We start from the raw sequence: 26,157 nt of genomic DNA on the forward strand, positions 1-26,157 counted from the left end.
GTCTGGCAGAAACGCAACGGCTCCGGCGCGGGCTGTAGTCCGTGGTAGCATCCCTCGCCATGAGTGTATATGGACATATTCAGCGCAGCCTGGCGCTGCTGCTGATCAGTACGGGCGCCTTCGCAGCGAGCGAACTCGACGTACGAATCACCCCGAGCAATTCGGCTCTCAAGGCCAATATCGAAGGTTATGTCGGCAGCCTGGATGGGCGCGACGCGCAGTCGTTGCGGCGCTTGCGTCGTATCGCCGAGAGCGAGGCCGACAAGGCGGCTCAGGCCCTGGGTTATTACCAGGCGCGCATTCGTAGCCGTATCGCAGAGGGTGAAACACCGCGCCTGGTGCTCGAGGTGGAGCCCGGCGAACGCATTCGTCTGCGCAACGTCGACATCCGCATCGAGGGGCCTGCCAGCGAGCTACCGGCCTTTCGCGTGCCCAATGCCAGCCGTCTGAAAGCCGGCTCGGTGCTCAATCATGGGCGCTATGAGGACGCCAAGCGGCTGATCCAGAATCAGGCGTCGCGCTACGGTTTCTTCGACGGTCGCTTCTCTCGCCAGAGCCTGGAGATCGATCCGGCCGCCGGGGTGGCCGATATCGAGCTGGTATTCGTCAGTGGGCCGCGCTACAGCCTGGGCGATATCGCTTTCAGCGGTGACTTCCCGTTCGATGAAGAGCTGCTGCTGCGCATGGTGCCGTTCGATCCGGACACCCCCTACGACTCCGAATTGATCGCCGAGCTGTATCAGGCGCTGCAGTCCAGTGGTTATTTTGAATCGGTGCGGGTCGATGCTATCCCGACCCAGGCCGACCAGTTGCGCATTCCCGTGGCGGTGGCGCTGCAGGTGCGTGAGCCGCGCACCATGGGTCTGGGGCTGGGTTTTTCCACCGACGTTGGGCCGCGCTTTCGCGCCAACTGGACGCGCCACTGGCGCAATCCGCAGGGGCATAGCTACGGGATCGAAACTGAGCTATCCACACCGCGGCAGAACGTTGGCCTGTGGTACGACATTCCCGGTGATCCGCCACTGACCGACAAGTTGCGCCTGGCCGGCGGTTATCAGTATGAAGAACTGGCCAGCAAGGACAGCCTGAGCCGGCTGCTCACCCTCGGCCCGGAATGGCACAGCCAGCGCCCCGGTGGCTGGCAACGCGTGTTGTCGGTGAAATGGCAGCGCGAGGAATATCGTCTGGGCGACGATTCCGGGTTGAGCACCTTGCTGATGCCTGGCGTCAGCTATTCGCTGTTGCGCAGCGACAACCGGCTCGACCCTAACCAGGGCTACCGGGTGCAGTTCGATTTGCGCGGCGCCGTCGAGGGCGTGCTGTCCGATGCCAACGTGCTGCATGGCAACGTCATGCTCAAGGGCCTGACCACTGTATTCGACAATCACCGTTTGCTCGGCCGCGTGCAGTTCGGCGGTACCGAAACCAATGGGTTCTCCGCTGTGCCGCCGTCGCTGCGCTTCTTCGCCGGTGGCGATCAGAGCGTGCGCGGTTACGACTATCAGAGTCTGTCGCCGGAGAACAACCGAGGCGACAAGATCGGCGGCCGTTACCTGTTCACCGCCAGCGCCGAGTACCAGTACAGCCTCACTGACAAGTGGCGTCTGGCGACCTTCATCGACCAGGGCAACTCCTTCAATTCGCTGGACATCCCCACCTTGAAGACGGGTGTCGGCTTCGGCGTGCGCTGGGTTTCGCCGGTGGGCCCGCTGCGCCTGGACCTTGCCCACGCGCTGGATGATGACGGTGGAGTACGCCTGCATTTCTCCATGGGGCCTGAACTATGAGCCGGCGCCTGCTGAAATGGTTGGCCGGCGGTCTGCTTGGTCTTGTGCTGCTGCTCGTAGCCGCTTTATGGGCGATGCTCGGTACGCAGGGCGGCAGCCGTTGGCTGCTGGCCCAAGTGCCTGGGCTGCAGGTCGACAACTTCTCAGGTCGCCTGGGGGGTGCCTGGCAGGCCGATGCGCTGCTTTGGCAGCAAGGTGAGATGCGTGTTGAGCTGCAGCAACTGGACATGGCCTGGTCGCCGTCCTGCCTGCTGCGCTTGACGCTGTGCCTGGATCGTCTGCATCTGCAGCAGGTCGCCGTGACTCTGCCCGAAAGTGGGGAGGCCAGCGATGAGCCGTTGAGCCTGCCGAACCTCAACCTGCCACTGCGCCTGCAACTGGGTGATATCCAGCTGGGCGAACTGCGCCTGGACGGCCAGACGCAACTGAGCGATCTCGAACTGATCGCCAGTTGGAACGAGCAGGGCGTGGAGTTGCAGCGCCTGGCCTTGCAGCGTGACGACCTGAGTCTGGACGTCAGTGGTCAGCTGACACCGCAGGGCGATTGGCCCTTGGCCCTGAGTGGTCGCCTGCAGTTGCCGGAGGTCGATGGCAAGGCCTGGCAGGTGGCGCTGCAGGTGGGCGGCGAATTGCAACGCAACCTGACGATCGAGGCCGATAGCAGTGGCTATCTCGATGCTCGTCTGGAAGGACAGGTGCAGGCACTGGCCGAGCATCTGCCCGCTGAACTGCGCCTGACCAGCCAGGATTTCCAGGCCAGTAGCGCATTGCCGCAGACGCTGCACTTGCAGGCGCTGACGTTGTCGGCAAAGGGTGACCTGAGCAGCGGCTATCGCATCGACGGCAGCGCCACTCTGCCTGCCGAACAGGCGCCGATGCCGCTGAGCTTGCGTGGCAGGGTCGATGCCAAGGGCGCGGATATCGAATTGCTGCGCATCGAGGCTGAGGAGCAGCAGCATCTGCAGCTCAGCGGCATGCTTGCCTGGAGCGAGGCGTTTCAGGCTGATGCCAAGCTCGATTGGCTGAATTTCCCCTGGCAGCGCCTGTACTCGCTGGATGAGCTGCCGCCCGTGGCACTGCAGCAACTGCAGGCCGAAGTCAGCTACAGCGAAGGTAATTACCTGGGTAACTTCGCTGCGCAGCTCAAGGGGCCGGCAGGGGACTTCAGCCTGAGCAGTCCGGTCAGTGGCGATCTCGGCCAGGTCAGCTTGCCGCAATTGCAGCTGGTGGCTGGCCAGGGCCGTGCCGAAGGGGTGGTCAAGATCGGTTTCGCCGACGGCATCGATTGGCAGGCCATGCTGCAGCTCAGTGCCCTCGACCCGGGTTACTGGCTGGCTGAGATGCCGGGTAATCTGGCGGGGCCGCTGAATACCTCGGGTAGCTTCAATGCCGGTGCGCTGCAGGCCAAGGCCGATATCGACCTCAACGGCCGTCTGCGTGGCCAGCCAGCGCAATTACAGGTACAGGGTGCAGGTGCCGGCGAGCAGTGGCAGCTCGAGCGATTACTGGTGCGCCTGGGCGATAACCGGATCAGCGGTCAGGGCGCGCTGGATCAGCGTTTGCGTGGCCAGCTGGAACTGGCGTTGCCGCGTCTGGGTCAGCTCTGGCCCGGCCTGCAAGGCCAGATACAGGGCCAGCTGTCCCTGGCCGGTACGCTGCAAGCGCCGCAAGGCCAGCTTGCGTTGAGCGGCGAGCGTGTTGCTTTTGGCGACCCCAGTCTGCGCCGCCTGCAGCTGGACGCGACGCTGGATGCTCGCCAGCAGGCGCGCATCGGTTTGAATCTGCGCGGTATCCGTATCGGCGATACCTATCTTGGGCGCCTACAGGCCGAGGGGCGTGGCGACCAGCGCCGTCAGGCACTGGAGGTGGATCTGCAAGGCCCGCTGCTGCAGCTGGCCTTGGCACTGGACGGTAACCTCAGCGAGCAGGGGGATTGGCGCGGGCGCATTGCCAGTGGCCGTGTGCAGAGCGGCGGCCAGGACTGGCAACTGCAGCAGGCGGCGAGCCTGGAGCGCCTGGCCAGCGGCCGCCTGAACCTGGGTGCGCATTGCTGGCAGTCCGGTGACGCCAGCCTCTGTGGCGGGCAGCAACGGCTGATGCCGCAGCCCAGCCTGGACTGGCGCCTGGAGAATTTGCCCCTGGCCAGCCTGCAGCCCTGGTTGCCCGATGATTTCGCCTGGCAGGGTCGTCTCGACGGACAGCTCAAGGTGGAGCTGCCCGACAGTGGCCCCAACGGCCAGGTCTCGCTGAATGCCGGCAGTGGCAACCTGCGTATTCGTCAGCCGGATGAAGAGCAGTGGCTGGACTTCCCCTACGACAGCCTGCGCCTGGATATCACGCTACGCCCGCAGCGGGTAGACAGTGAACTGCGTTTCGTCAGTAGCCGTCTGGGTGAGTTGGTGTTGCAGGCGCAGATCGACCCCCGTCCGGAGAACAAACCGTTGAATGGCGAGTTCCGCCTGAGCGGCTTCGATCTGGCGGTGTTGCGCCCGTTCGTGCCAGTCGCCGATAAAATCGAAGGGCGCCTGCAGGGCAGTGGCAATATTTCCGGGTATCTGCTGACGCCGCAGATCAACGGCCAGATACGCCTGGAAGGCGGCGAGCTGTCCGGTAACCAACTGCCGGTAAGCCTGGAGGATTTGCAGCTACAGGCGTTGATCGCGGGTGAGCAGGTGCAGCTATCGGGTAACTGGCGTAGTGGTGAGAACGGCCGCGGTAACCTGAGCGGTGAACTGAACTGGGCCGATGGATTGATTGGTGATCTGTCGATGCAGGGGCAGCGTCTGCCGGTGAAGGTCGAGCCTTACGCTGAGCTGGAGGTCGAGCCCGATCTGCAATTACAACTGCGTGCCCAGCGTCTGGCGGTCAGCGGAAAAGTTGGTGTGCCGCGCGGCCTGATCAGCGTGCGCGAGTTGCCGCCGTCTACCGTGAAAGTCTCCAACGACGCGCGGGTGGTCGGTCGTGAAGTGCCGGAAGCCGAGCAAGGCATGGGCATTGCCATGGATGTCGATGTCGAGGTTGGCCAGGACAAGCTGGCCTTCAGCGGTTTCGGCCTGACTGCCGACCTGCGTGGACGGGTGCATATTGGAAACGACCTCGATACGCGTGGTGAGTTGGATCTGGTCAACGGACGTTATCGCGCCTATGGCCAGCGCCTGACCATTCGCCGCGCGCGCCTGTTGTTTACCGGGCCCATCGACCAGCCGTTCCTCGATGTCGAAGCGATTCGCCGGGTCGACACCGTGGTGGCCGGTATCCGCCTGTCCGGCAGCGCCGAGCAGCCCACGACTGCTGTATTCGCCGAACCTGCCATGAGTCAGGAGCAGGCACTGTCCTATCTGGTGCTGGGCCGGCCACTGGGGCAGAGCAGTGGTGACAACAATATGTTGGGCCAGGCGGCACTAGCACTCGGCCTGGCCGGCAGCAGCTCGATTACCACCGGCCTGGCCAACAGCCTGGGTATTCAGGACTTCCAGCTCGACACCGAGGGCAGTGGCGTGACCACCAGTGTGGTGGCCAGCGGCAATATCACCGAGCGCCTCAGCCTGCGTTACGGCGTTGGCGTGTTCGAGCCGGCCAATACCATCGCCCTGCGTTATGAGCTGAGTCGGCGTCTGTACCTTGAGGCCGCCAGTGGCCTGGCCAGTTCGCTCGACCTGTTCTATCGCCGGGACTTCTGATGGTCGCACGATCTTTTGCTAAATCCCTACATGGCTGCGGGTGTATCGGCCGCGCTTCTGCGCTAGTCTGGACGGATGGTCGGGCCGTGACCTGCCATTCGATGGGCCAGTCGCCTCGGCGAACCCCATGTCACATATTTGCCCTTCAACTCCCTGAATGATAAGGAAACTCCCATGGCGCAAGTCACTCTCAAAGGCAACCCGGTGCAGGTCGACGGTCAACTCCCGCAGGCCGGCCAACAAGCGCCGGCGTTCAGCCTGGTCGCTGGCGACCTGAGCGACGTCACCCTGGCCAGCCTGGCTGGCAAGCGCAAGGTGCTGAACATCTTCCCGAGCGTCGACACCCCGACCTGTGCCACCTCCGTGCGCAAGTTCAACGCCGAAGCCGGTCAACTGAACAACACCGTGGTGCTGTGCATCTCCGCTGACCTGCCATTCGCCCAGGCGCGCTTCTGCGGTGCCGAAGGTCTGGAAAGCGTGGTCAACCTGTCGAGCCTGCGCGGTGCCGAGTTCCTCAAGAACTACGGCGTTGCCATCGCCAGCGGCCCGCTGACTGGTCTGGCTGCTCGCGCAGTGGTTGTGCTGGATGAAAACGACAAGGTGCTGCATAGCGAGCTGGTTGGCGAAATCGCCCACGAGCCGGACTACGCCGCTGCCCTGGCGGTATTGAAGTAACGCGCCGCGCGCTCGGTGAAACGGCCTGCCTAGCAGGCCGTTTTTATTTGCCCCTGGCAAAAACGCCTGGAGCCTTTCGTGGCGTCGCTTGCGACGCCACCAAGACGGTCGTCAGGGATGGTCGGATACAAACAGTTAGTAACGTAAGGGCAGCGTAAAAAGCGGGTAAATGGGCTTTGCTTGACGCCGGCCAGTGCTTATCGTGCCGACTCCCACAAAAAGTGATACAGCGCCTGCCATGTCGAATGCTTCTCCGTCCCCATCGAATTCCTCCCGTCAGTGGCTGATTGGCCTGACGTTGCTCGCCGTGCTGCTTCTGCTGCTGTGGTGGTTCTGGCCGAGTGCGCCGCAAGGCCAGCAGACGGGCCGTGGCCGCTTCGGTGACATGGGGCCGGTGCCGGTGCGGGTGGCCGAGGTCAAGCAGGGTGAGTTCGCCATCGAGCTCAAGGCGCTTGGCACGGTGACTTCCTACAACACGGTCAACGTGCGTTCGCGGGTAGATGGCGAGCTGGTCAAGGTGCTGTTCGAGGAGGGCCAGCAGGTCAAGGCCGGTGATCTGTTGGCGGTGATCGATCCACGTCCTTACCAGGTGGCCTTGCAGCAGGCGCAGGGGGCGCTGCAGGAAAACCAGGCGCAACTGAAGAACGCCGAGCTGGACCTGCAGCGCTACAAGGGGCTGTACGACGAAGACAGCATCGCCAAACAGACCCTGGACACCCAACAGGCGCTGGTCAATCAGTACCGTGGCAGCCTGCAGAGCAACCAGGCCGACGTCGCCACGGCCAAGCTCAACCTCGACTTCACCCAGATTCGCGCGCCCATCGATGGGCGTCTCGGTCTGCGTCAGCTGGATATCGGTAACCTGGTCAGCAGCGGTGATACCACACCCCTGGTGGTGATCACCCAGGCCGATCCGATTGCGGTGATCTTCACCATCCCCGAGGGCGATCTGCCTGCTGTGCTGCAGCGCCGCCGCGACGGCACGCCCCTGGCCGTCGAGGCCTGGGACCGTGGCGAACGCCTGAAACTGGCCGAGGGCGTACTGGAAAGCCTGGATAACCAGATCGACACCACCACCGGTACGGTCAAGCTCAAGGCGCGCTTCGACAACGCCGAGCAGATGCTCTTCCCTAATCAGTTCGTCAACGCCCGTTTGCGCGTTGAAACCCACACGGCGGCCACCATCATTCCATCCGCTGCGGTGCAGTTCGGCACGCAGGGTACCTTCGTCTATGTCGTGGGTGACGATAACAAGGTGAGCATTCGTGCGGTCACCATCGTTGCCAGCGACGCTGAGCGCAGCATGGTCAACGAGGGCGTGCAGCAGGGCGAGCGCCTGGTCACGGAAGGCACCGACCGCCTGCGCGATGGCAGCGAAGTGGAAGTGATCGAGCCGAGTGCTGCACAGAAGTCGGACGCCGAAGAGCAGGCCGAGCCGGGCCAGGCCCCCGTGCGGAATGACGCATGAACATCTCCCGCCCGTTCATCCTGCGGCCGGTCGCTACCACGCTGTTGATGGTGGCGATCTTCCTCAGCGGCCTGATCGCCTACCGACTGCTACCGGTGTCGGCGCTGCCTGAGGTGGACTACCCGACCATCCGCGTGCTGACCCTGTATCCAGGCGCCAGCCCGGATGTGATGACCAGCGCCGTGACCGCGCCGCTGGAGCGCCAGTTCGGGCAGATGGCCGGGCTCAAGCAGATGTCCTCGACCAGCTCGGGCGGCGCTTCGGTGATCACCCTGCGCTTCAATCTCGATGTCTCCCTGGCGGTGGCCGAGCAGGAAGTGCAGGCGGCGATCAACGCGGCGAGCAACCTCTTGCCTGGCGATCTGCCGGCACCGCCGGTGTACAACAAGGTCAACCCCGCTGATACACCGGTGCTGACCCTGGCGGTGAGCTCAAAGACGATGCCATTGCCGCAGGTCAACGACCTGGTCGATACCCGTCTGGCGCAGAAGCTGGCGCAAACCAGTGGCGTCGGCCTGGTGACCCTGGCCGGCGGGCAACGTCCAGCCGTGCGCATTCGCGTCAACCCGGAGGCGCTCGCTTCCTACGGCCTGAGCCTGGCCGACGTGCGTAGCCTGATCACGGCCAGCAACGTCAACCAGCCCAAGGGCAACTTCGACGGGCCGACACGGGTTTCCCAACTCGACGCCAACGACCAGTTGAAGTCGGTCGACGAATACCGCGAGCTGATCCTCAACTACGAGAACGGCTCGGCATTGCGCCTGAAAGATGTCGCCGAGATCATCGACGGCGCCGAGAACGAGCGCCTGGCCGCCTGGGCCAATCGCAACCAGGCGGTGCTGGTGAACGTGCAGCGCCAACCCGGCGCCAACGTCATCGATGTGGTCGACCGCATCCAAACCCTGTTGCCACACCTGACCGAAGGCCTGCCGGCCAGCGTCGAGGTCAAGGTGCTCACCGATCGCACCCAGACCATCCGCGCTGCCGTACGCGACGTGCAGCACGAGCTGCTACTGGCCATCGCCCTGGTGGTGATGGTGACCTTCCTGTTCCTGCGCAAGTTGTCGGCGACCCTGATTCCGTCCATCGTCGTGCCGCTGTCGCTGATCGGCACCTTCGGCGTGATGTACCTGGCCGGTTTCACCATCAACAACCTGACATTGATGGCGCTGACCATTGCCACCGGCTTCGTGGTCGACGACGCCATCGTCATGCTGGAGAACATTGCCCGTCATCTGGAGGAGGGCGAAACGCCGCTCAACGCTGCGCTCAAGGGCGCCCGGCAAATCGGCTTCACCCTGGTCTCGCTGACCCTGTCGCTGATCGCCGTGCTGATCCCGCTGCTGTTTATGGCCGATGTGGTGGGGCGGCTGTTCCGTGAGTTCGCCATCACCCTGGCGGTGGCTATCCTGATTTCCCTGGTGGTATCGCTGACGCTGACGCCGATGATGTGCGCGCGCCTGCTCAAGGCCGAAAAGCCCGAGTCGGAAGGGCGCTTCTACCACGCGGCAGGTGGCGTGATCGACCGCATGATCGAACGCTATGGCGTGTGGCTGCAGTGGGTGCTCAGGCATCAGCCGCTGACCCTGCTGGTGGCCGTGGCTACGCTGGGCCTGACCGTGCTGCTGTATATGGCGGTGCCCAAGGGATTTTTCCCGGTGCAGGACACCGGCGTGATCCAGGGTATTTCCGAGGCGCCGCAGTCGATTTCCTTTGCCGCCATGAGCGAGCGTCAGCAGCGCCTGGCGGATGTCATCCTGCGTGATCCGGCGGTGGCCAGTCTGTCCTCGTCGATTGGCGTGGATGGCGACAATCCGACGCTCAACAGCGGCCGTCTGCTGATCAACCTGAAAACCCACGCCGAACGCGATGTCACCGCCAGCGAGGTGATCGAGCGTCTGCGTCCGGAGCTGGCGAAGGTTCCCGGTATCGAACTGTTCATGCAGCCGGTACAGGACCTGACCATCGAGGATCGCATCAGCCGTACCCAGTTCCAGTTCACCCTGGAGTCGCCTGACAGCCAGTTGTTGGAAACCTGGACGCCGCGTCTGGTCGAGGCGCTGCGCGAGCAGCCGGAGCTGACCGACGTGGCCAGCGATCTGCAGAACCGCGGTTTGCAGGTGTTCCTGGATATCGATCGCGACGCCGCGGCGCGCTTGGGCATCAACGTCGGCAGCATCGACGATGCCTTGTACGACGCCTTCGGCCAACGCCAGATCAGCACCATCTACACCCAGGCCAGTCAGTACCGCGTGGTGCTGGAGAGCCGCGATGGCGGGCGTATCGGCCTGGCCGCGTTGCGTCAGATTCATGTGGCCACCGGTGATGGCCAGCAGGTGCCGCTGTCATCCCTGGCGCATATCGAGGAGCGGCCCGCCAGTTTGCTGATCAACCATATCGGTCAGTTCCCGGCGGTGACCCTGTCGTTCAACCTGGGCTCTGGCGTGTCGCTGGGCGAGGCAGTGGCGGTGATCGAGCGGGTCGAGCAGGAAATCGGCATGCCGGGCGGCATCAACACCCAGTTTCAGGGCGCTGCAGACGCGTTCCGCGCGTCGTTGTCATCGACCTTGCTGCTGATCCTGGCGGCCATCGTCACCATGTACATCGTGCTGGGCGTACTCTACGAGAGCTATATCCACCCGATCACCATTTTGTCCACGCTGCCGTCGGCGGGAGTCGGTGCGCTGCTGGCGTTGCTGCTGACGGGCAACGACCTGGGCCTGATCGCCATTATCGGCATCATCCTGTTGATCGGCATCGTCAAGAAGAACGCGATCATGATGATCGACTTCGCCCTCGAGGCCGAACGCAATCAGGGCATGGCGCCTGAGGCGGCGATTTATCAGGCGGCGCTGCTGCGCTTTCGGCCGATCCTGATGACCACCCTGGCGGCGCTGTTCGGGGCCATTCCGCTGATGCTCGCCTCTGGCTCCGGCGCCGAGCTGCGCCAGCCGCTGGGCCTGGTGATGGTCGGCGGCCTGCTGGTCAGCCAGGTGCTGACGCTGTTCACCACACCGGTGATCTATCTGTACTTCGATCGCCTGTCGCGCCGTTTCAGCGGGCGTAGCGCCGCCGGGGTCGCGGTATGAACCGCCGTCGTAGGAGCGGCTTCAGCCGCGAACAGGTCGTTGCATGGGATTCGCGGCTGAAGCGGAATGCCGCCCAGCCGCTCCTACAGGGTCGGCGAAGCCTTGGGGCCAATCGAGCATGAACCTCTCCGCCCCCTTTATCCGCCGTCCGGTGGCGACCTTGCTGCTGAGCCTGGCGATCATGCTGCTCGGCGGCGTCAGCTTCGGCCTGCTGCCGGTGGCGCCGTTGCCACAGATGGATTTCCCCACCATCACCGTGCAGGCCAGCCTGCCTGGCGCCAGTCCGCAGATCATGGCCTCGACCGTGGCCACGCCGCTGGAACGCTCGCTCGGTTCGATCGCCGGGGTCAGCCAGATGAACAGCCGTAGCAGCCAGGGCAGCACGCGGATCATGATCCAGTTCGACCTGGACAAGGACATCAACACCGCCGCGCGTGAGGTGCAGGCGGCGATCAATGCGGCGCGCGAACTGCTGCCCAGCGGCATGCGCACCATGCCCAGCTACCGCAAGATCAACCCGTCGCAGGCACCGATCATGGTGCTGTCGCTGACCAGTGCCACGCTGAACAAGGGCCAGCTGTACGACGTGGCCTCGACCATCCTGGCGCAGAAACTGTCCCAGGTTGGTGGCGTGGGCGAGGTGCAGGTCGGCGGCAGCTCGTTGCCAGCTGTGCGGGTGTCGCTGGAGCCGCGCCTGCTCGATCACTATGGCATTGCGCTGGACGAAGTGCGCCAGACCATCGCCGCGAGCAATGCCCTGCGTCCCAAGGGCGCGGTCGAGGACGAGCAGCGCCGCTGGCAGGTGCAGGCCAGCGACCAGTTGGCCAAGGCCGCCGATTACCTGCCGATGATCATCCGCTACCAGGACGGCGCTGCCGTGCGCCTGGGCGACGTAGCCACGGTCACCGATGGCGTCGAAGACCGCTACAACAGCGGCTTCTACAACGACAAGGAAGCGGTGCTGCTGGTTATCAACCGGCAGAGCGGGGCGAATATCCTGCAGACCATCAGCGACATCCGCGCCGAGCTGCCGGCGCTGCGCGAGGTGATTCCAGCCAGTGTCGAGCTGGAAGTGGCGATGGATCGCTCGCCGGTAATCCGCGCCACCCTGCACGAGGCCGAGCAGACGCTGCTGATCGCCGTGGGCCTGGTGATCCTGGTGGTGCTGGCGTTTCTCGGGCGTTGGCGCGCAGCGCTGATTCCGGCGCTGGCGGTGCCGGTGTCGCTGATCGGCAGTTTCGCCGCCATGTACCTGCTGGGGTTCTCGCTGAACAACCTGTCGCTGATGGCGCTGATCATCGCCACTGGGCTGGTGGTGGACGATGCCATCGTGGTGCTGGAGAACATCGCCCGGCACATCCATAACGGCGAGAAGCCGATGGCGGCGGCGTTCAAAGGCACGCGTGAGGTGGGTTTCACCTTGCTGTCGATGAACCTGTCGCTGGTGGCGGTGTTCATCTCCATCCTGTTCATGGGCGGCATCGTCGAGCGGCTGTTCCGTGAGTTTTCCATCACCCTGGCCGTGGCGGTGGTGATTTCCCTGCTGGTGTCGCTGACGTTGACGCCGATGCTCTGCGCGCGCTGGCTCAAGGCCGAGGACGAACAGCCGCGCGGCCGCCTGCAGCAATGGGGAGACCGCCTGCAGACGCGGGTGCTGGCCATCTACGGGCGTTCGCTGGACTGGGCGCTGCGTCATTCGTTGCTGATGGTCATAAGCCTGCTGGCGACCATCGCGTTGAACGTCTATCTGTTCGTCAGCATTCCCAAGACCTTCATGCCGCAGCAGGATACTGGCCAGTTGATCGGCTTCATCCGCGGCGACAATGGGCTGTCCTTCCAGGTCATGCAGCCGAAGATGGAAATTTTCCGCAAGGCGGTGCTGGCCGATCCGGCGGTGGACAGCGTGGCTGGCTTCATCGGCGGCGCAGGCGGGATCAACAATGCCTTCATGATCGTGCGCCTGAAGCCCATCAGCGAGCGTGGCGTGTCATCACAACAGGTGATCAACCGCCTGCGTGCCACGGTGCCGAAGGTGCCCGGTGGGCGCATGTTCCTCATGCCGGATCAGGACCTGCAGATCGGCGGGCGCGAGGGGCGTAGTTCGGAGAACGAGTACATGCTGCTCTCGGGCGATCTCGATGCCCTGCGTGAGTGGCTACCCAAGGTACGCGAGGCGCTGCGGGCGCTGCCCGAGCTGACCGATATCGACGCCCGCGAGAACAGTGGAGCCCAGCAGATTCGCCTGGTAGTGGATCGCGAGGCTGCGCAGCGCCTGGGCGTGGAAATGAGCATGATCACTGCGGTGCTCAATAACGCCTTCAGTCAGCGTCAAGTTTCCACCATCTACGAAGCGTTGAACCAGTACAGCGTGGTGATGGAGATCAACCCACGCTACGCCCAGCATCCCGAGGCGCTGGACCAGATTCAGCTGATTACCGCCGATGGCGCACGGGTGCCGCTGTCCACCTTCGCCCATTGGGAGCGCAGCCTGGAAGAGGATCGGGTCAACCACCAGGGCCAGTTCGCCGCGGAGAGCATCGGCTTTTCCCTGGCCGAAGGTGTCAGCCTGGATCAGGCCAGCCGCGTCGTCGATAACGCCGTGGCGCGCGTCGGCCTGCCCGTCGAGGTGCAGGGCATGCTGGGCGGTACCGGCGCGGCCTTCCAGCAGACCCAGGGCAATCAACCGCTGATGATCCTGCTGGCTTTGGTGGTGGTGTACATCGTGTTGGGCGTGCTCTACGAGAGCTACGTGCATCCGCTGACGATTCTCTCGACCTTGCCGTCTGCCGGGGTCGGTGCCTTGCTGGCGTTGCAGCTGGTGGGCATGGAGTTCAGCCTGATCTCGCTGCTGGGTCTGTTCCTGCTGATCGGTATAGTCAAGAAGAACGCCATTCTGATGGTCGACCTGGCTCTGCAACTGGAGCGCGGTGAGCGCCTGAGTCCGCAGGAGTCCATCCGCCAGGCGTGCCTGCTGCGTTTCCGACCGATCATGATGACCACCCTGGCTGCGATCCTTGGCGCCTTGCCGCTGGTGCTGGGCAGTGCCGAAGGTTCGGAGATGCGTCAGCCGCTGGGTATCACCATCGTCGGTGGTCTGGTGCTGAGCCAGATGCTGACCCTCTACACCACTCCGGTGGTCTACCTCTACTTCGACCGCCTGCGCCATCGCGTCAACCGCTGGCGTGGCGTGCGCACCGATGCTTCGTTGGAAAATCCGCTATGACCATGCATACCGTTCCGGTAGGAGCGAGCTCTGCTCGCGAAGAGCCTCGATACAACCCATTCGCGAGCAGAGCTCGCTCCTACAGTCTGTTCGTGCTGCTCGGTGTGCTGGGCGGCTGCGCCCTGGGGCCTGACTATCAGCGCCCCGAACTGGCGGCACCTGCACAGTTCAAACAGGTCGAGGGCTGGAAAGCCGCCGCGCCGGCAGATGTTCTGGAGCGTGGCAACTGGTGGGCGCTGTACGGCGACGCCGAGCTCAATGCACTGGCCGAGCGCCTGCAGCTGTCCAACCAGAACCTGGCCGCCGCCGAGGCCCAGTACCGCCAGGCAAGGGCGTTGGTACGCGGTGCGCGGGCCAGCTTCTATCCATCGCTGTCCGGCAGCGCCGGGGTGACTCGGGCCGGGCAGGGTGGTGGTGACAGCACCATCCGTACCGCCGATGGCGTCACCGTCAGCGGTTCTGGAGCGTCAAGCATTTCCAAGAGTTATGACCTCAGCCTCAATGCAGCCTGGGAGCTGGATCTCTGGGGCAAGCTGCGCCGGGGGCTGGAGGCCAGCCGCGCCGAGTTCGAGGCCAGCGCCGCCGACCTTGCCGCTGCGCGCCTGAGCCTGCAGAGCGAGTTGGTGCAGAACTATTTGCAACTGCGCATCCTCGACGAACAGAAGCGCCTGCTCGACGCGACAGTGGCCGCTTACGCGCGCTCGCTGCGCCTGACCGAGAACCAGTATCGAGCCGGCATCGTGCCCAAGTCCGACGTGACCCAGGCCACCACTCAGCTCAAGAGCACCCAGGCGCAGGCAATCGATCTCGAGTGGCAGCGCGCGCAGCTCGAACATGCCATTGCCGTGCTGGTCGGCGTCAGCCCGGCCGAACTGTCCATCGCGCCACGCGAGAGCTTGCCGGCATTGCCCCAGGTGCCCATGGCACTGCCTTCGCAGTTGCTCGAGCGCCGCCCTGACGTTGCCGCGGCCGAGCGTCGGGTGATGGCGGCCAACGCGCAGATCGGCGTAGCCGAGGCGGCGTGGTTCCCCGATCTGACTATCTCGGCCAGCGGTGGTTATCGGGGCAGCAGCTTCGCCGACTGGATCGAAGTGCCCAACCGCTTCTGGTCGCTAGGCCCGCAACTGGCGCTGACCCTGTTCGATGGCGGTGCGCGCCGCGCGGAGCTGGAGCGCAGCGAAGCCATCTATGACCAGACCGTGGCGCAATATCGCCAGGCGGTGCTGGACAGCTTCCGCGAGGTGGAGGACTACCTGGTGCAGTTGCGCGTGCTGGAGCAGGAGAGCGGGGTGCAGCAGGAGGCGTTGGATGCGGCGCGCGAGTCGCTGCGTCTGATCGAAAACCAGTACCGCGCCGGTACCGTCGATTACAACAGCGTGGTCACCGTACAGGCCACTGCGCTGAACAACGAACGTACCAACCTCACCCTGCTGGGTAGCCGGCTGACAGCCAGTGTGCAGTTGATCGCTGCTCTGGGTGGCGGCTGGCAGCTGCAGCAATTGCACGATAGCGAGGGTCAGTAGAAGAGAATAAGCATCAGGTGCATGCACCGCCTGACCTGGGAGCTAAGTTTCCGCTAAGATTCGCACTCTAGTATCAAGTGATCGCAACTGGCCATTATTGGTGTAGGGCAGCTATCGCCCTTCGGTCGTGCGTCCTTCTGTTCAGAGTTCCGCGATGCTGATTGGTAGTTACGATTTCGCCCTGGTCTTTCTCTCGCTGTGCGTGGCGATCCTGGCGTCCTATACCGCCCTCGACCTGGCGGGGCGTATTACTGGCGCCCAAGGCGCGGCCCGGGTGCTGTGGATCGGCGGTGGTGCCGTGGCCATGGGGCTCGGCATCTGGTCCATGCACTTCGTCGGCATGCTCGCCTTCAGACTGCCGATAGACCTTGGCTACGACCTTGCCATCACCCTGCTTTCACTGGCCATCGCCATGCTCGCCTCAGGCTTTGCCTTGTGGTTGGTCAGCCAGCCCGAACTGCCGGCCTGGCATCTATGCCTGGGCGCCGTAGCCATGGGCGCCGGCATCGGCGCCATGCACTACATCGGCATGGCCGCGATGCGCATGCAGCCTGGTATCGTCTATGACCCGCTGCTCTTCGCGCTGTCGCTGCTGATCGCTGTCGCCGCCTCTGGCGCTGCCTTGCTCATCGCCTTCCGCCTGCGCCGTCACACGCGCCATGTGCGTTTGTTGCGCGGCGCGGCGGCGGTGATCATGGGCTTTACCATCGTCGGCATGCACTACACCGGCATGGCAGCTGCGAATTTCCCCGAAGGCAGCTTCTGCGGCGCAGCCTTCAGCGGCCTGGACAGCGGTTGGCTGGCCAGTCTGGTGATCGTCACAACCCTTGCCGTGCTGGCCATCGCCTTGCTGACCTCGATTCTCGACGCACGTCTGGAAGCGCGCACCGAGCTGTTGAGCAGTTCGCTGGCCAAGGCCAACGCCGAATTGACTCAATTGGCACTGCACGATGGCCTGACCAAGCTGCCCAATCGTCTGTTGCTGGAAGATCGCATCAATCAGAACATCCTCAAGTTGCAGCGCAACGGCGGTTATTTCGCCTTGCTGTTCATGGACCTGGACGGCTTCAAACCGGTAAACGATGCCTTTGGTCATCACGTTGGCGATCAGTTGTTGGTCGCGGTGGCGCAGCGTCTGCGTGCCCATCTACGCGCCAATGACAGCCTGGCGCGTATCGGTGGTGACGAGTTCGTGCTGCTGGCCGAGCTGCGTCATCCGGATGATGCAAGCAACGTGGCCAGCCATGTGGTGGGGCTGCTCAGTCAACCCTTCGAGATCGACGGTCATGAGCTGCGCGTTTCCACCAGCGTGGGAATTGCCCTGTATCCGGGAGATGGTGTCGACCAGCAGGAGCTGCTGATCAATGCTGACGCCGCGATGTATCACGCCAAGAGTCTGGGCAAGAACGGTTACAGCTTCTTCGAGAGTTCGATGAACACCAATGCGCGGCAGCAGCTGCAGTTGCTGCATGACCTGCGCGTTGCCCTGGAGCGCGGCGAGCTGCGTCTGCACTACCAGCCAAAGTTCGCCAGCGGCTCTGGGCGCATGCTGGGGGCCGAGGCCTTGCTGCGTTGGCAGCATCCGCAACAGGGGTTGTTGGCACCGGTGCGCTTCATCGGGCTGGCAGAGAAGACCGGGTTGATCATCCCGATTGGTGATTGGGTGCTGGATGAAGCCTGTCGGCAGATGCGCTTGTGGTACGAGCAGGGTCATCAGGACTGGCGCGTGGCGGTGAACCTCTCGGCACTACAGTTCTGCCATGGTGAGCTGGTCGAAACCGTGCGCCAGACCTTGGCCAGGCATGCGCTACCGGCCAATTGCCTGACTCTGGAAATCACCGAAAGCACTGCCATGCATGATGTGAGCGCCAGCCAAGTGATTCTCGAACAGCTCGCCGAAATGGGGGTGGACATCGCCATCGACGATTTCGGTACCGGCTATTCAAGCCTGCTCTATCTCAAGCGTTTGCCAGCTAACGAACTGAAGATCGACCGTGGTTTCGTGCGAGACCTGGAGCACGACGGCGATGACATGGCCATCGTATCCGCCATCGTTGCCCTGGGCCAGGCGCTTGACCTGCGCATCGTCGCCGAAGGGGTCGAGACGCCCGAGCAACAGGCGTTCCTTACCGAATTGGGCTGTGACTCGTTGCAGGGTTACCTGCTCGGGCATCCACTGCCGCCCGAGCATATTCCCAGCTGATCGGTGCTTGGCGGATATCCGCCATCAATTGCGCTGCTTGCGATTGACCGTCTGTGCGGCCTTGATCACGTCGCTGCCGATCACCGATTCAAACTGCTGCCAGACCGGGCGCATGGCGTTGCGCCAGGCTTCGCGCTCTTCGCTGCTGAGGGTGATCAACTGGCTACGGCCGGAGTCGATGATGCGTTGGCGGTCAGCCTGGTTGGCGGCTTCGGCCTGTTTGTTCACCGCATAGGTGACTTCATCGATGATGGCTTCCAACTCCACACGGATGTGATGCGGGATGCCGTACCAGAAGCGTGAGTTGCTCACCAGCATGTAGTCCAGCACGCCATGGTTGGTTTCGCTGATGAACGGTTGTACTTCGTGCAATTTCTGGCTGTAGATGTTCGACCAGGGGTTCTCCGCACCTTGCACCTGGCCGCTCTGCAGCGCCTTGAACACTTCTGCGAAGGGCAGCTTCTGGGTGCTGGCGCCAACCTGGCCGAATTGCGCCTCCAGCACCGCCGAGGGCTGAATGCGGAAGCTCAGACCATTGGCGTCACCGGGCGTATGCAGCGCGCGCGTTGCGGAAAGCTGCTTCATGCCGTTGTGCCAATAGGCCAGGCCGACGATGTTGTGGTCTTCCATCGAGCGCAACAGTTGGCGGCCTTTGGAGCGCTTCTGGAAGCGATTGACCGCTTCGATGTCGTCGAACAGAAAGGGCAGGTCGAACACTTGCAGTTGCTTGGTGTACTGCTCGAATTTGGCCAGGGAGGGTGCCAGCAGCTGCACCTCATCGTTGCGCAGTGCCTCCAGCTCGTTGGCGTCACCGTAAAGACTGGAGTTTGGGTAGACCTCGACCTTGACCTTGCCGGCCAGGCGCTCCTCGACCAGTTGCTTGAACATCAGTGCGCCCTGGCCCTTGGGCGTGCCATCGGCGACGACGTGGGAAAACTTGATCAGGATAGGTTCATCGGCCAGTGCCGTATTGGCACCAAGAGAGGCTAACGCCAAGGCGCATGCGGCCAGGGCGCGGACTGGATTGAACATACTGCTTCCTTTTCTTCTTGTCGGTTGCGACGCCTTTACGGCGGCCTCGTGTTGGTCGCTCCACTGTTCTGCTATGGGGATATAGGCAGCATCCCAGACAGTTCAGAGCTGATCCTTGTATGGCAAGGGTTATGCCAGTGTGGCGAATTTCCGCCAGCCTGCCAGGGCTGGTAAAAAGCCTGTGATCTGACGCACAGGTGGTGGCGGATAACCGCCATGTGCCAGCAGCTTTACAGCGGAAAATTGCCGGTGGCGGAGTGCGGCGCGTGGCCTGTTATCCTCTGTCGGTCGAATGAAGCCAGGAGTTTTCTGATGAGTTGGTCTGCCCAGCAATATTCCCTGTTCGAACGTCAGCGTACCCGTCCGGTACATGACCTGCTGGCAGCGGTACCGCGCGATGCTGTCGAGCTGGCCGTCGACCTGGGGTGCGGCCCCGGTAACTCCACGGCCGTGTTGCAGGCGCATGCGCCCGAGGCACGGGTGATGGGTATCGACAGCAGCGAAGACATGTTGCGTGCGGCGCGCGAACGGTTGCCGCAGGTGACTTTCCAGTTGGCGGATATCCAGCACTGGCAGGCCGAGTGCGCGCCGCAGCTGATCCTCGCCAACGCCTCGCTGCAATGGCTGCCCGATCACGCCCAGCTATACCCGAGATTGCTGGCGCAGTTGGCGCCCGGCGGCTGGTTGGCGATCCAGACACCGGACAATCTGCAAGAGCCCGCGCATCGCCTGGCCCGCGAAGTGGCGGCAAAAGGGCCGTGGGCTGAACTGATTGGTGACGTGCGTCATGCCGAGCGGCACAGCGCACAGACTTACTACGACATCCTTAGTACTCAGGCCAGTGAGCTGGATATCTGGCGTACCACCTACTTCCATGTGCTGGACGATGCTGCTGCGGTGGTGGAGTGGTTCAAATCCACTGCGTTGCTGCCATTCCTGCAGCCGTTGGATGCCGAGCAGCAGGCAGCTTTTCTCGAACGCTATCAGGCGGCGATCAGGGAAGCCTACCCGGCGCAGGCCGATGGTCGAGTATTGTTGCCGTTTCCGCGGCTGTTTTTGGTCGCTCGTCGATAGCGCAACAAGCTGTCGCGGCGAAAACCCCTCCCACAAGTCACCATGAATCTGTGTGGGAGGGGCTTTAGCCGCGATCCGCAAAAGAAAGCCCCCGCAGATGCGGGGGCTATTCGTTTACGGGGCTTTGTTTACTGCGCCAGGGCGACCAGTCCTGCCTGCTGCACCAGCTCCAGCAACGGCTGCGGGTACACGCCGAGGAAGAAGGCGAGCAGGGCAACGACCAGTAGCATGATGCCGCCGGCGCGCTGGCCCCAGTCGAAGGGCGCATCGTGGCGATGCAGGTTGGGTTCGCGCATGAACAGGGTGACCATCACCCGCAGGTAATAGAACACGCCGATGGCGCTGCCCAGCATCATGGCACCGAGCAGCCACCACAGCTGCGCTTCGACACCGGCAGCGATCACGTAGAACTTGCCGATGAAGCCTGCGGTCAGCGGAATGCCGGCCAGCGACAGCATCATCACCGTAAGCACGGCGGTCAGGTACGGGCGGCGCCAGAAAAGGCCGCGGTACTCGTACAGCGCATCGGCATCACGACCGCTGTAGGGCGTGGACATCAGGGTGATCACACCGAAGGCGCCCAGGCTGGTCAGCACGTAGGTGGCCAGGTACACGCCCACGGCTTCCACTGCCAGACCTTTGCTCGCCACCAATGCCACCAGCAGGTAACCGAAGTGAGCGATGGAGGAGTAACCCAGCAGGCGCTTGAGGTTGTTCTGCAGCAGCGCCAGCAGGTTACCGACCAGGATCGAGGCGATGGCGATGAGGGTCAGCAGCTCGCTCAGCCAGCCGCCGCTCATCGCCGGGGATATCTGGTACAGGCGCAGCAGCACGGCGAACACCGCCACCTTGCTGGCAGTGGCCAGGAAGGCCGCCACCGGTGCAGGAGCACCTTCGTAAACGTCCGGCGTCCACAGGTGGAAGGGCACCAGCGACAGCTTGAAGGCCAGGCCAATGAGCATCATGCCGATGCCGATCTGCACCAGCTGGCTGCTCTCGCGCATCAGGCTGGCGCCGATATCGGCGAAAGCCAGGTTGCCGGACTCGGCATACAACAGCGCCATGCCGAACAGCAGGAAGGCACTGCCTGCGGCCGACAGCACCATGTACTTGATGCCGGCTTCCAGCGAGCGCTTGTTGAAGAAGGCGTAGGCGATCATGCCGTAGGTCGGTACCGACAGCAGCTCCAGGCCAATGAACAGGCTGGCCAGATGCTGCGCGCTGACCAGCACCAGGCCACCAGCGGCGGACAGCAATACCAGCAGGTACAGCTCCTCGCGGTTGCCCGGATAACCCTTGCCCGAATCGCCGCCCAGGTAAGCATGGATCAGCGTGATGCAGGCCAGGCTGGCCGCTAGCACCAGGGCCATGTAGTAGCAGGCGAAGGTGTCGATCAGCAGCAGCGGGGTGACTTGTAGCGGCGCCACCTCCAGCGTCGGGATCAGCGACAGCAGCGCCAGGTTCAGGCCCACCACCGAGAGGATGAAGGTCACCGTGTGATTGCGCTTGGCGGCGATGGCCAGCATCACCACGACTGCGGTAAGGCTGGTCACCAGCAGCGGCAGCAGGGCGATCAGGTGTTGCAGGGTGAAGTCGACAGCGTGATGTTCCATGAGTCTCTAATCCTTACCCTTACCGGCCCGAGGCGAGTTGATCGAGGGCGCCAGCCATCCACTGCTGCACGCCGTGCATGCTGGCAGCGGAGGTGTCGAGCACCGGTTGCGGGTAAACGCCAAGCAGAATCAGCAGTACGCCTAGGCCGAGCACCATGGCCAGCTCGCGTGGTTTGAGGCCGGGCAGCGGCGCGTCCTGTTGCACCGGGCCGAAGTAGGCGCGGTGGATCATCGCCAGGGCGTACACCGAGCCGAGCACCAGGCCGGTGGCAGCCAGCACCACGACCCACGGCGCGCTGGGGAAGCTGCCGAGCAGAATGAGGAATTCGCCGACAAAGTTGCCGGTGCCCGGCAGGCCCAGTGCGGCGGCAGCGAAGAACAGGCTGATGGCCGGCAGCCAGGGCATGCGCGCCCAGATCCCGCCCATCTGGCGCAGATCACGGGTGTGCACGCGCTCGTAGAGCTGGCCGCAGAGGATGAACAGCGCAGCAGCGGACAGGCCGTGGGCGACCATCTGCACCACCGCACCTTGCAGGGCGATCTGGCTGCCCGAATAGATGGCGATCAGTACGAAGCCCATGTGCGAGACGCTGGAGTAGGCCACCAGGCGCTTGATATCGGTCTGCGCGAACGACAACAGCGCGCCGTAGATGATGGCGAACACGCCGAGCCACTGGGCGATGGGTGCGAATTCGGCCGAGGCGTTGGGGAACAGCGGCAGGGCAAAGCGCAGCAGGCCGTAGGCGGCGGTTTTCAGCAGGATACCCGCCAAGTCAACGGAGCCAGCGGTCGGCGCCTGGGCATGGGCATCCGGCAGCCAGGAGTGCACCGGCACCACCGGGAACTTCACCGCGAAGGCGACGAAGAAACCGAGCATCAGCAGGTATTCGGTGCCAGGCGCCAGTTCGGTCTTCAGCAGGTCGGCATAGTTGAAGCTGAGCACGCCGGTCTGGTTGAAGTGCACGAACACCAGGGCCAGGATCGACACCAGCATGATCAGGCCGCTGGCCTGGGTGAAGATGAAGAACTTGGTAGCGGCGGTGATACGGGTACGACCGTCGCTGCCGCTATGACCCCAGAGCGCGATGAGGAAGTACATCGGCACCAGCATCATTTCCCAGAAGAAGAAGAACAGGAACAGGTCGACGGCGAGGAACACGCCGACCACGCCACCGAGAATCCACATCAGGTTGAGGTGGAAGAAGCCGACGCGGTTCTGGATCTCGTTCCACGAGCAGAGTACTGAGAGCACACCGAGCAGGCCGGTGAGCACCACCATCAGCACCGACAGGCCATCCATCGCCAGGTGGATGGTGATGCCCAGACGCGGGATCCAGTCGATGACGAACTCGTGGGCCCAGCGCGGGCCGCCGTCCGGGGCCGGCGCCAGGGTGAAGTCACCGCTGACCCACAGCCACAGGCTCAGGCCGAACAGCAGGCCCATGGTGATCAGGGCGATCCAGCGCGGCAGGACGTGGCCGAAGCGCTCGCCTTGCCAGCACAGCAGGCCGCCGATGAAGGGAATCAGGATTAGCCAGGGCAGAATCATGACAGGCTGTTTTCCTTAACTCAGAAAGAGGATGGCGGCGAGCACCAGCACGGCGCCCCCGGCGATCGAAGCGGCGTACCAGCGCACCTGGCCGTTCTCGCTGCGTACCAGTGCGGCGTTGCCGCCACGCACGAGCAGTGGAATCAGGCCAATGCCACGGTCGATGGGGTCGCGGCGCAGCAGATGGCAGAGCGCAAGGTAGGGGCGCACGAACAGCTTGTCGTAGAGCCAATCGAAGCCCCAGGCGGCGAACCACAAGGCGCTCAACAGGCGGCCTGGTGCGCTCTGCGCCACGGCAGAGGCAACGCGGCGCCGGCCGAGGAAGAGCAGGGCGGCGATGACGATACCGCTCACCGCGATCAGCCCCGAGAGCAGTTCCAGGCTGTGCTTGGCCTCGCCACCGGCATGGCCGGCACTTTCCGGCAGCACGCCAGCCAGCGGCGGGGTGATCCAGGCGCCGATGAAGGTCGACAGCACGATCAGCACCATCAGCGGCAGGTTGTGGGCGATGCCATGGCCGGCGTGCGCCTCGGTCTTCTGCTCGCCATGGAAGGCGATGAAGATCAGGCGGAAGGTGTAGATCGAAGTCAGGAAGGCACCGACCAGGCCGGCGTAGAGCAGCTCGCTATGGCCGCTGGCGAAGGCCTCCCAGAGGATCTCGTCCTTGGAGTAGAAGCCGGCGGTCAGCAGTGGCAGGGCGGCCAGTGCCGCGCCACCGACGACGAAGCTGGCGTAGGCCAGCGGCAGCTTCCTCCACAGGCCGCCCATCCTGAAGATGTTCTGCTCGTGGTGGCAGGCGTGGATCACCGCACCGGAGGCGAGGAACAGCAGGGCCTTGAAGAAGGCGTGGGTCATCAGGTGGAAGATCGCCGCGTCCCAGGCGCCGACGCCCAGGGCGAGGAACATGTAGCCGATCTGGCTCATGGTCGAATAGGCGAGGATACGCTTGATGTCGGTCTGCACCAGCGCGGCGAAACCGGCCAGCACCAGAGTCACGCCGCCGACGATGCCGACCAGCTCGAGAATTTCCGGGGTCAGCAGGAACAGGCCGTGGGTACGGGCGATCAGGTACACCCCGGCGGTGACCATGGTCGCCGCGTGGATCAGCGCTGACACCGGCGTCGGGCCTGCCATGGCATCGGCCAGCCAGGTCTGCAGCGGCAACTGGGCGGATTTACCGACCGCGCCGCCCAGCAGCATCAGGGTGGCGAGCCACAGCCAGGCGTCACCGGCCACGTATTTTTGCGGTGCCAGCACCATCAGCTCCTGGATGTTCAGGGTGCCGAGGTTGATGAACAGCAGGAACATGCCGATCATCAGGAACACGTCGCCGACGCGGGTGACGATGAAGGCCTTGAGCGCTGCGTTACCGTTGGGTACGTGCTTGTAGTAGAAGCCGATCAGCAGGTACGAGCACAGGCCGACGCCTTCCCAGCCGAAGAACAGCACCAGCAGATTGTCGCCTAATACCAGCAGCAACATGCTGAAGATGAACAGGTTGGTGTAGGCGAAGAAGCGCGAATAGCCTTCCTCGCCGCGCATGTACCAGCTGGCGAACAGGTGGATCAGGAATCCCACACCAGTGACCACACCGAGCATGGTCGCGGACAACCCATCCAGATGCAGGGTGAAGCTCGGCGCCAGGCCTTCGACGCTCATCCACTGCCATAGGGTCAGGCTGTAGGTGCCGTCAGCCGGCGGATTGCCGAGAAAGGCGGCAATGACCCAGCTGGCGCTGGCGGCGGCCAGGCCGATGGAGCCGACACCGATCAGCGCACTGGTGTTTTCCGAGAAGCGTCCGCGCGAGAAGGCCAGCAGCAGCCAGCCGAGCAGCGGGAAGAATAGAGTCAGGACTAGAAGGTTCATCCGCGCATCTCGCTGGCAGCGTCGATATCCAGGGTATTGAAGCGGCGATACAACTGCAGCAGGATCGCCAGGCCGATGCTGGCCTCGGCGGCTGCCAGGGTGATCACCAGAATGAACATCACCTGGCCGTCAGCCGCGCCCCAACGTGCGCCGGCAACCACGAAGGCCAGCGCTGCGGCGTTCATCATCACTTCCAGGCTCATCAGGATGAACAGGATGTTGCGCCGCACCATCAGACCGACCAGGCCGATGCAGAACAGCACGCCTGCCAGGGCCAGGCCGTGTTCCAGAGGTATGCCGGTCATACGGTGGGCTCCTTGGCGTCGTGGCGGCCCAGGTGGTAGGCAGCGACCAGTGCGGCGAGCAGCAGCATGGAGGCCAGCTCCACGGCCAGCAGGTAGGGGCCGAACAGGCTGATACCGACGGCCTTGGCTTCCACTGTGGTGTGGCCGATATGGGCGTCGCTGACGTGGTTCAGCAGCACATAGAGCAACTGACCGAGCAGCAAGGCACTGAGGATTGCCGGGCCGACCCAGATACCGGGCGTCAGCCACTTGCGCTCCTGCTCGGCGGCAGCCGGGCCGAGGTTGAGCATCATCACCACGAAGACGAACAGCACCATGATGGCGCCGGCGTAGACGATGATTTCCAGCGCGCCGGCAAAGGGCGCACCGAGGGCGAAGAACACCATCGATACCGCCAGCAGCGAGACGATGAGATAGAGCAGGGCATGCACCGGGTTGGTATTGGTGACCACCCCGACCGTTGCTGCCACCGCCACACCGGCGGCGAAGTAAAACGCGAATTCCATCAGAAACTCCTAAGGCAGCAGGCTCTTCACGTTGATCGGTTCGGCCTCGTTCTGCGCGGCGCCCTTGGGCTTGCCGGCGATGGCCATACCGGCAACGCGGTAGAAGTTGTAGTCCGGGTTCTTCCCGGGGCCGCTGATCAGCAGGTCTTCCTTCTCGTACACCAGATCCTGGCGCTTGAACTCGCCCATCTCGAAGTCGGGGGTGAGCTGGATCGCGGTGGTCGGGCAGGCTTCCTCGCACAGGCCGCAGAAAATGCAGCGCGAGAAGTTGATGCGGAAGAACTCCGGATACCAGCGACCGTCATCGGTCTCGGCCTTCTGCAGCGAGATGCAGCCTACCGGGCAGGCCACGGCGCACAGGTTGCAGGCCACGCAGCGCTCCTCGCCGTCGGGATCGCGGGTCAGGACGATGCGGCCACGGTAGCGCGGCGGCAGGTAGACCGGTTCTTCCGGGTATTGCAGGGTGTCGCGCTTGCGAAAGCCATGGCTGAAGACCATGGCCAGGCTGCGCAGTTGGGTGCCGGTACCGACCAGCACGTCCCAGATGTACTTGAACATTGCTTT

General features: G+C 63.6%; 16 protein-coding genes. 9 read left to right on the forward strand and 7 right to left on the reverse strand.

Annotated elements, in window-relative coordinates:
- Nucleotides 1-59: 59 nt before the first annotated feature.
- From CXP40_RS00615 to CXP40_RS00650, 8 genes are all read left to right on the forward strand, one after another.
- A complete protein-coding gene (locus tag CXP40_RS00615; RefSeq protein WP_106732184.1) occupies nt 60-1,787 on the forward strand; it encodes an autotransporter assembly complex family protein in 1,728 nt (575 codons plus the stop codon).
- Nucleotides 1,784-5,467: a translocation/assembly module TamB domain-containing protein gene (locus tag CXP40_RS00620; protein ID WP_106732185.1), complete on the forward strand. Its 3,684-nt coding sequence runs from the start codon at nt 1,784-1,786 to the stop codon at nt 5,465-5,467. The genes CXP40_RS00615 and CXP40_RS00620 overlap by 4 nt, the downstream gene beginning before the upstream one ends.
- A 174-nt stretch (nt 5,468-5,641) precedes the next feature.
- A complete protein-coding gene (gene tpx, locus CXP40_RS00625) occupies nt 5,642-6,142 on the forward strand; it encodes a thiol peroxidase (protein WP_099523878.1) in 501 nt (166 codons plus the stop codon).
- Nucleotides 6,143-6,380: 238 nt separating this feature from the next.
- The gene (locus CXP40_RS00630; RefSeq protein ID WP_106732186.1) at nt 6,381-7,610 is read left to right on the forward strand and encodes an MdtA/MuxA family multidrug efflux RND transporter periplasmic adaptor subunit; all 1,230 of its coding nucleotides are present in this window, start codon (nt 6,381-6,383) and stop codon (nt 7,608-7,610) included.
- Nucleotides 7,607-10,699: an MdtB/MuxB family multidrug efflux RND transporter permease subunit gene (locus tag CXP40_RS00635; RefSeq protein WP_106732187.1), complete on the forward strand. Its 3,093-nt coding sequence runs from the start codon at nt 7,607-7,609 to the stop codon at nt 10,697-10,699. The genes CXP40_RS00630 and CXP40_RS00635 overlap by 4 nt, the downstream gene beginning before the upstream one ends.
- Before the next feature lie 118 nt (nt 10,700-10,817).
- Nucleotides 10,818-13,922, forward strand: coding sequence for a multidrug efflux RND transporter permease subunit (locus CXP40_RS00640; protein ID WP_106732188.1), 3,105 nt, complete (start codon nt 10,818-10,820; stop codon nt 13,920-13,922).
- The gene (locus CXP40_RS00645; RefSeq protein ID WP_177429605.1) at nt 13,919-15,445 is read left to right on the forward strand and encodes an efflux transporter outer membrane subunit; all 1,527 of its coding nucleotides are present in this window, start codon (nt 13,919-13,921) and stop codon (nt 15,443-15,445) included. The genes CXP40_RS00640 and CXP40_RS00645 overlap by 4 nt, the downstream gene beginning before the upstream one ends.
- Nucleotides 15,446-15,599: 154 nt before the next feature.
- On the forward strand, nt 15,600-17,648 hold the full coding sequence (locus CXP40_RS00650; RefSeq protein ID WP_106732189.1) for a bifunctional diguanylate cyclase/phosphodiesterase: 2,049 nt from the start codon (nt 15,600-15,602) through the stop codon (nt 17,646-17,648).
- Nucleotides 17,649-17,672: 24 nt separating this feature from the next.
- On the opposite strand, the gene CXP40_RS00655 is transcribed toward CXP40_RS00650, so the two are convergent.
- Nucleotides 17,673-18,680: a TRAP transporter substrate-binding protein gene (locus CXP40_RS00655; RefSeq protein ID WP_106732190.1), complete on the reverse strand. Its 1,008-nt coding sequence runs from the start codon at nt 18,678-18,680 to the stop codon at nt 17,673-17,675.
- A 312-nt stretch (nt 18,681-18,992) separates the two neighbouring features.
- Here CXP40_RS00655 and tam point away from each other — a divergent pair, with 312 nt between their 5' ends.
- Complete coding sequence (gene tam / locus CXP40_RS00660; RefSeq protein ID WP_106732191.1) at nt 18,993-19,754, forward strand: trans-aconitate 2-methyltransferase; 762 nt, start codon at nt 18,993-18,995, stop codon at nt 19,752-19,754.
- Between the two features lie 128 nt (nt 19,755-19,882).
- On the opposite strand, the gene nuoN is transcribed toward tam, so the two are convergent.
- Genes nuoN through nuoI form a run of 6 tightly spaced genes read right to left on the reverse strand, consistent with a single transcriptional unit; the run spans nt 19,883 to nt 26,151 of the window.
- On the reverse strand, nt 19,883-21,367 hold the full coding sequence (gene nuoN, locus CXP40_RS00665; RefSeq protein WP_106732192.1) for an NADH-quinone oxidoreductase subunit NuoN: 1,485 nt from the start codon (nt 21,365-21,367) through the stop codon (nt 19,883-19,885).
- Nucleotides 21,368-21,386: 19 nt separating this feature from the next.
- Nucleotides 21,387-22,916, reverse strand: coding sequence for an NADH-quinone oxidoreductase subunit M (nuoM, locus tag CXP40_RS00670; protein ID WP_106732193.1), 1,530 nt, complete (start codon nt 22,914-22,916; stop codon nt 21,387-21,389).
- Nucleotides 22,917-22,931: 15 nt separating this feature from the next.
- Nucleotides 22,932-24,782, reverse strand: a complete 1,851-nt coding sequence (gene nuoL / locus CXP40_RS00675) for an NADH-quinone oxidoreductase subunit L (protein ID WP_106732194.1) — start codon at nt 24,780-24,782, stop codon at nt 22,932-22,934.
- Entirely contained in the window at nt 24,779-25,087 is a 309-nt protein-coding gene (gene nuoK, locus CXP40_RS00680; RefSeq protein ID WP_003460477.1) for an NADH-quinone oxidoreductase subunit NuoK, read from the reverse strand. The genes nuoL and nuoK overlap by 4 nt, the downstream gene beginning before the upstream one ends.
- Nucleotides 25,084-25,593, reverse strand: a complete 510-nt coding sequence (gene nuoJ, locus CXP40_RS00685) for an NADH-quinone oxidoreductase subunit J (protein WP_041979356.1) — start codon at nt 25,591-25,593, stop codon at nt 25,084-25,086. Before nuoJ ends, nuoK begins: the two co-directional genes overlap by 4 nt.
- Before the next feature lie 9 nt (nt 25,594-25,602).
- On the reverse strand, nt 25,603-26,151 hold the full coding sequence (nuoI, locus tag CXP40_RS00690) for an NADH-quinone oxidoreductase subunit NuoI (protein ID WP_013715472.1): 549 nt from the start codon (nt 26,149-26,151) through the stop codon (nt 25,603-25,605).
- Between the last annotated feature and the right edge of the window lie 6 nt (nt 26,152-26,157).

Source organism: Pseudomonas sp. YY-1 (assembly GCF_002843095.1).
In the GTDB taxonomy this organism is placed as follows: Bacteria; Pseudomonadota; Gammaproteobacteria; order Pseudomonadales; family Pseudomonadaceae; genus Aquipseudomonas; species Aquipseudomonas sediminis_A.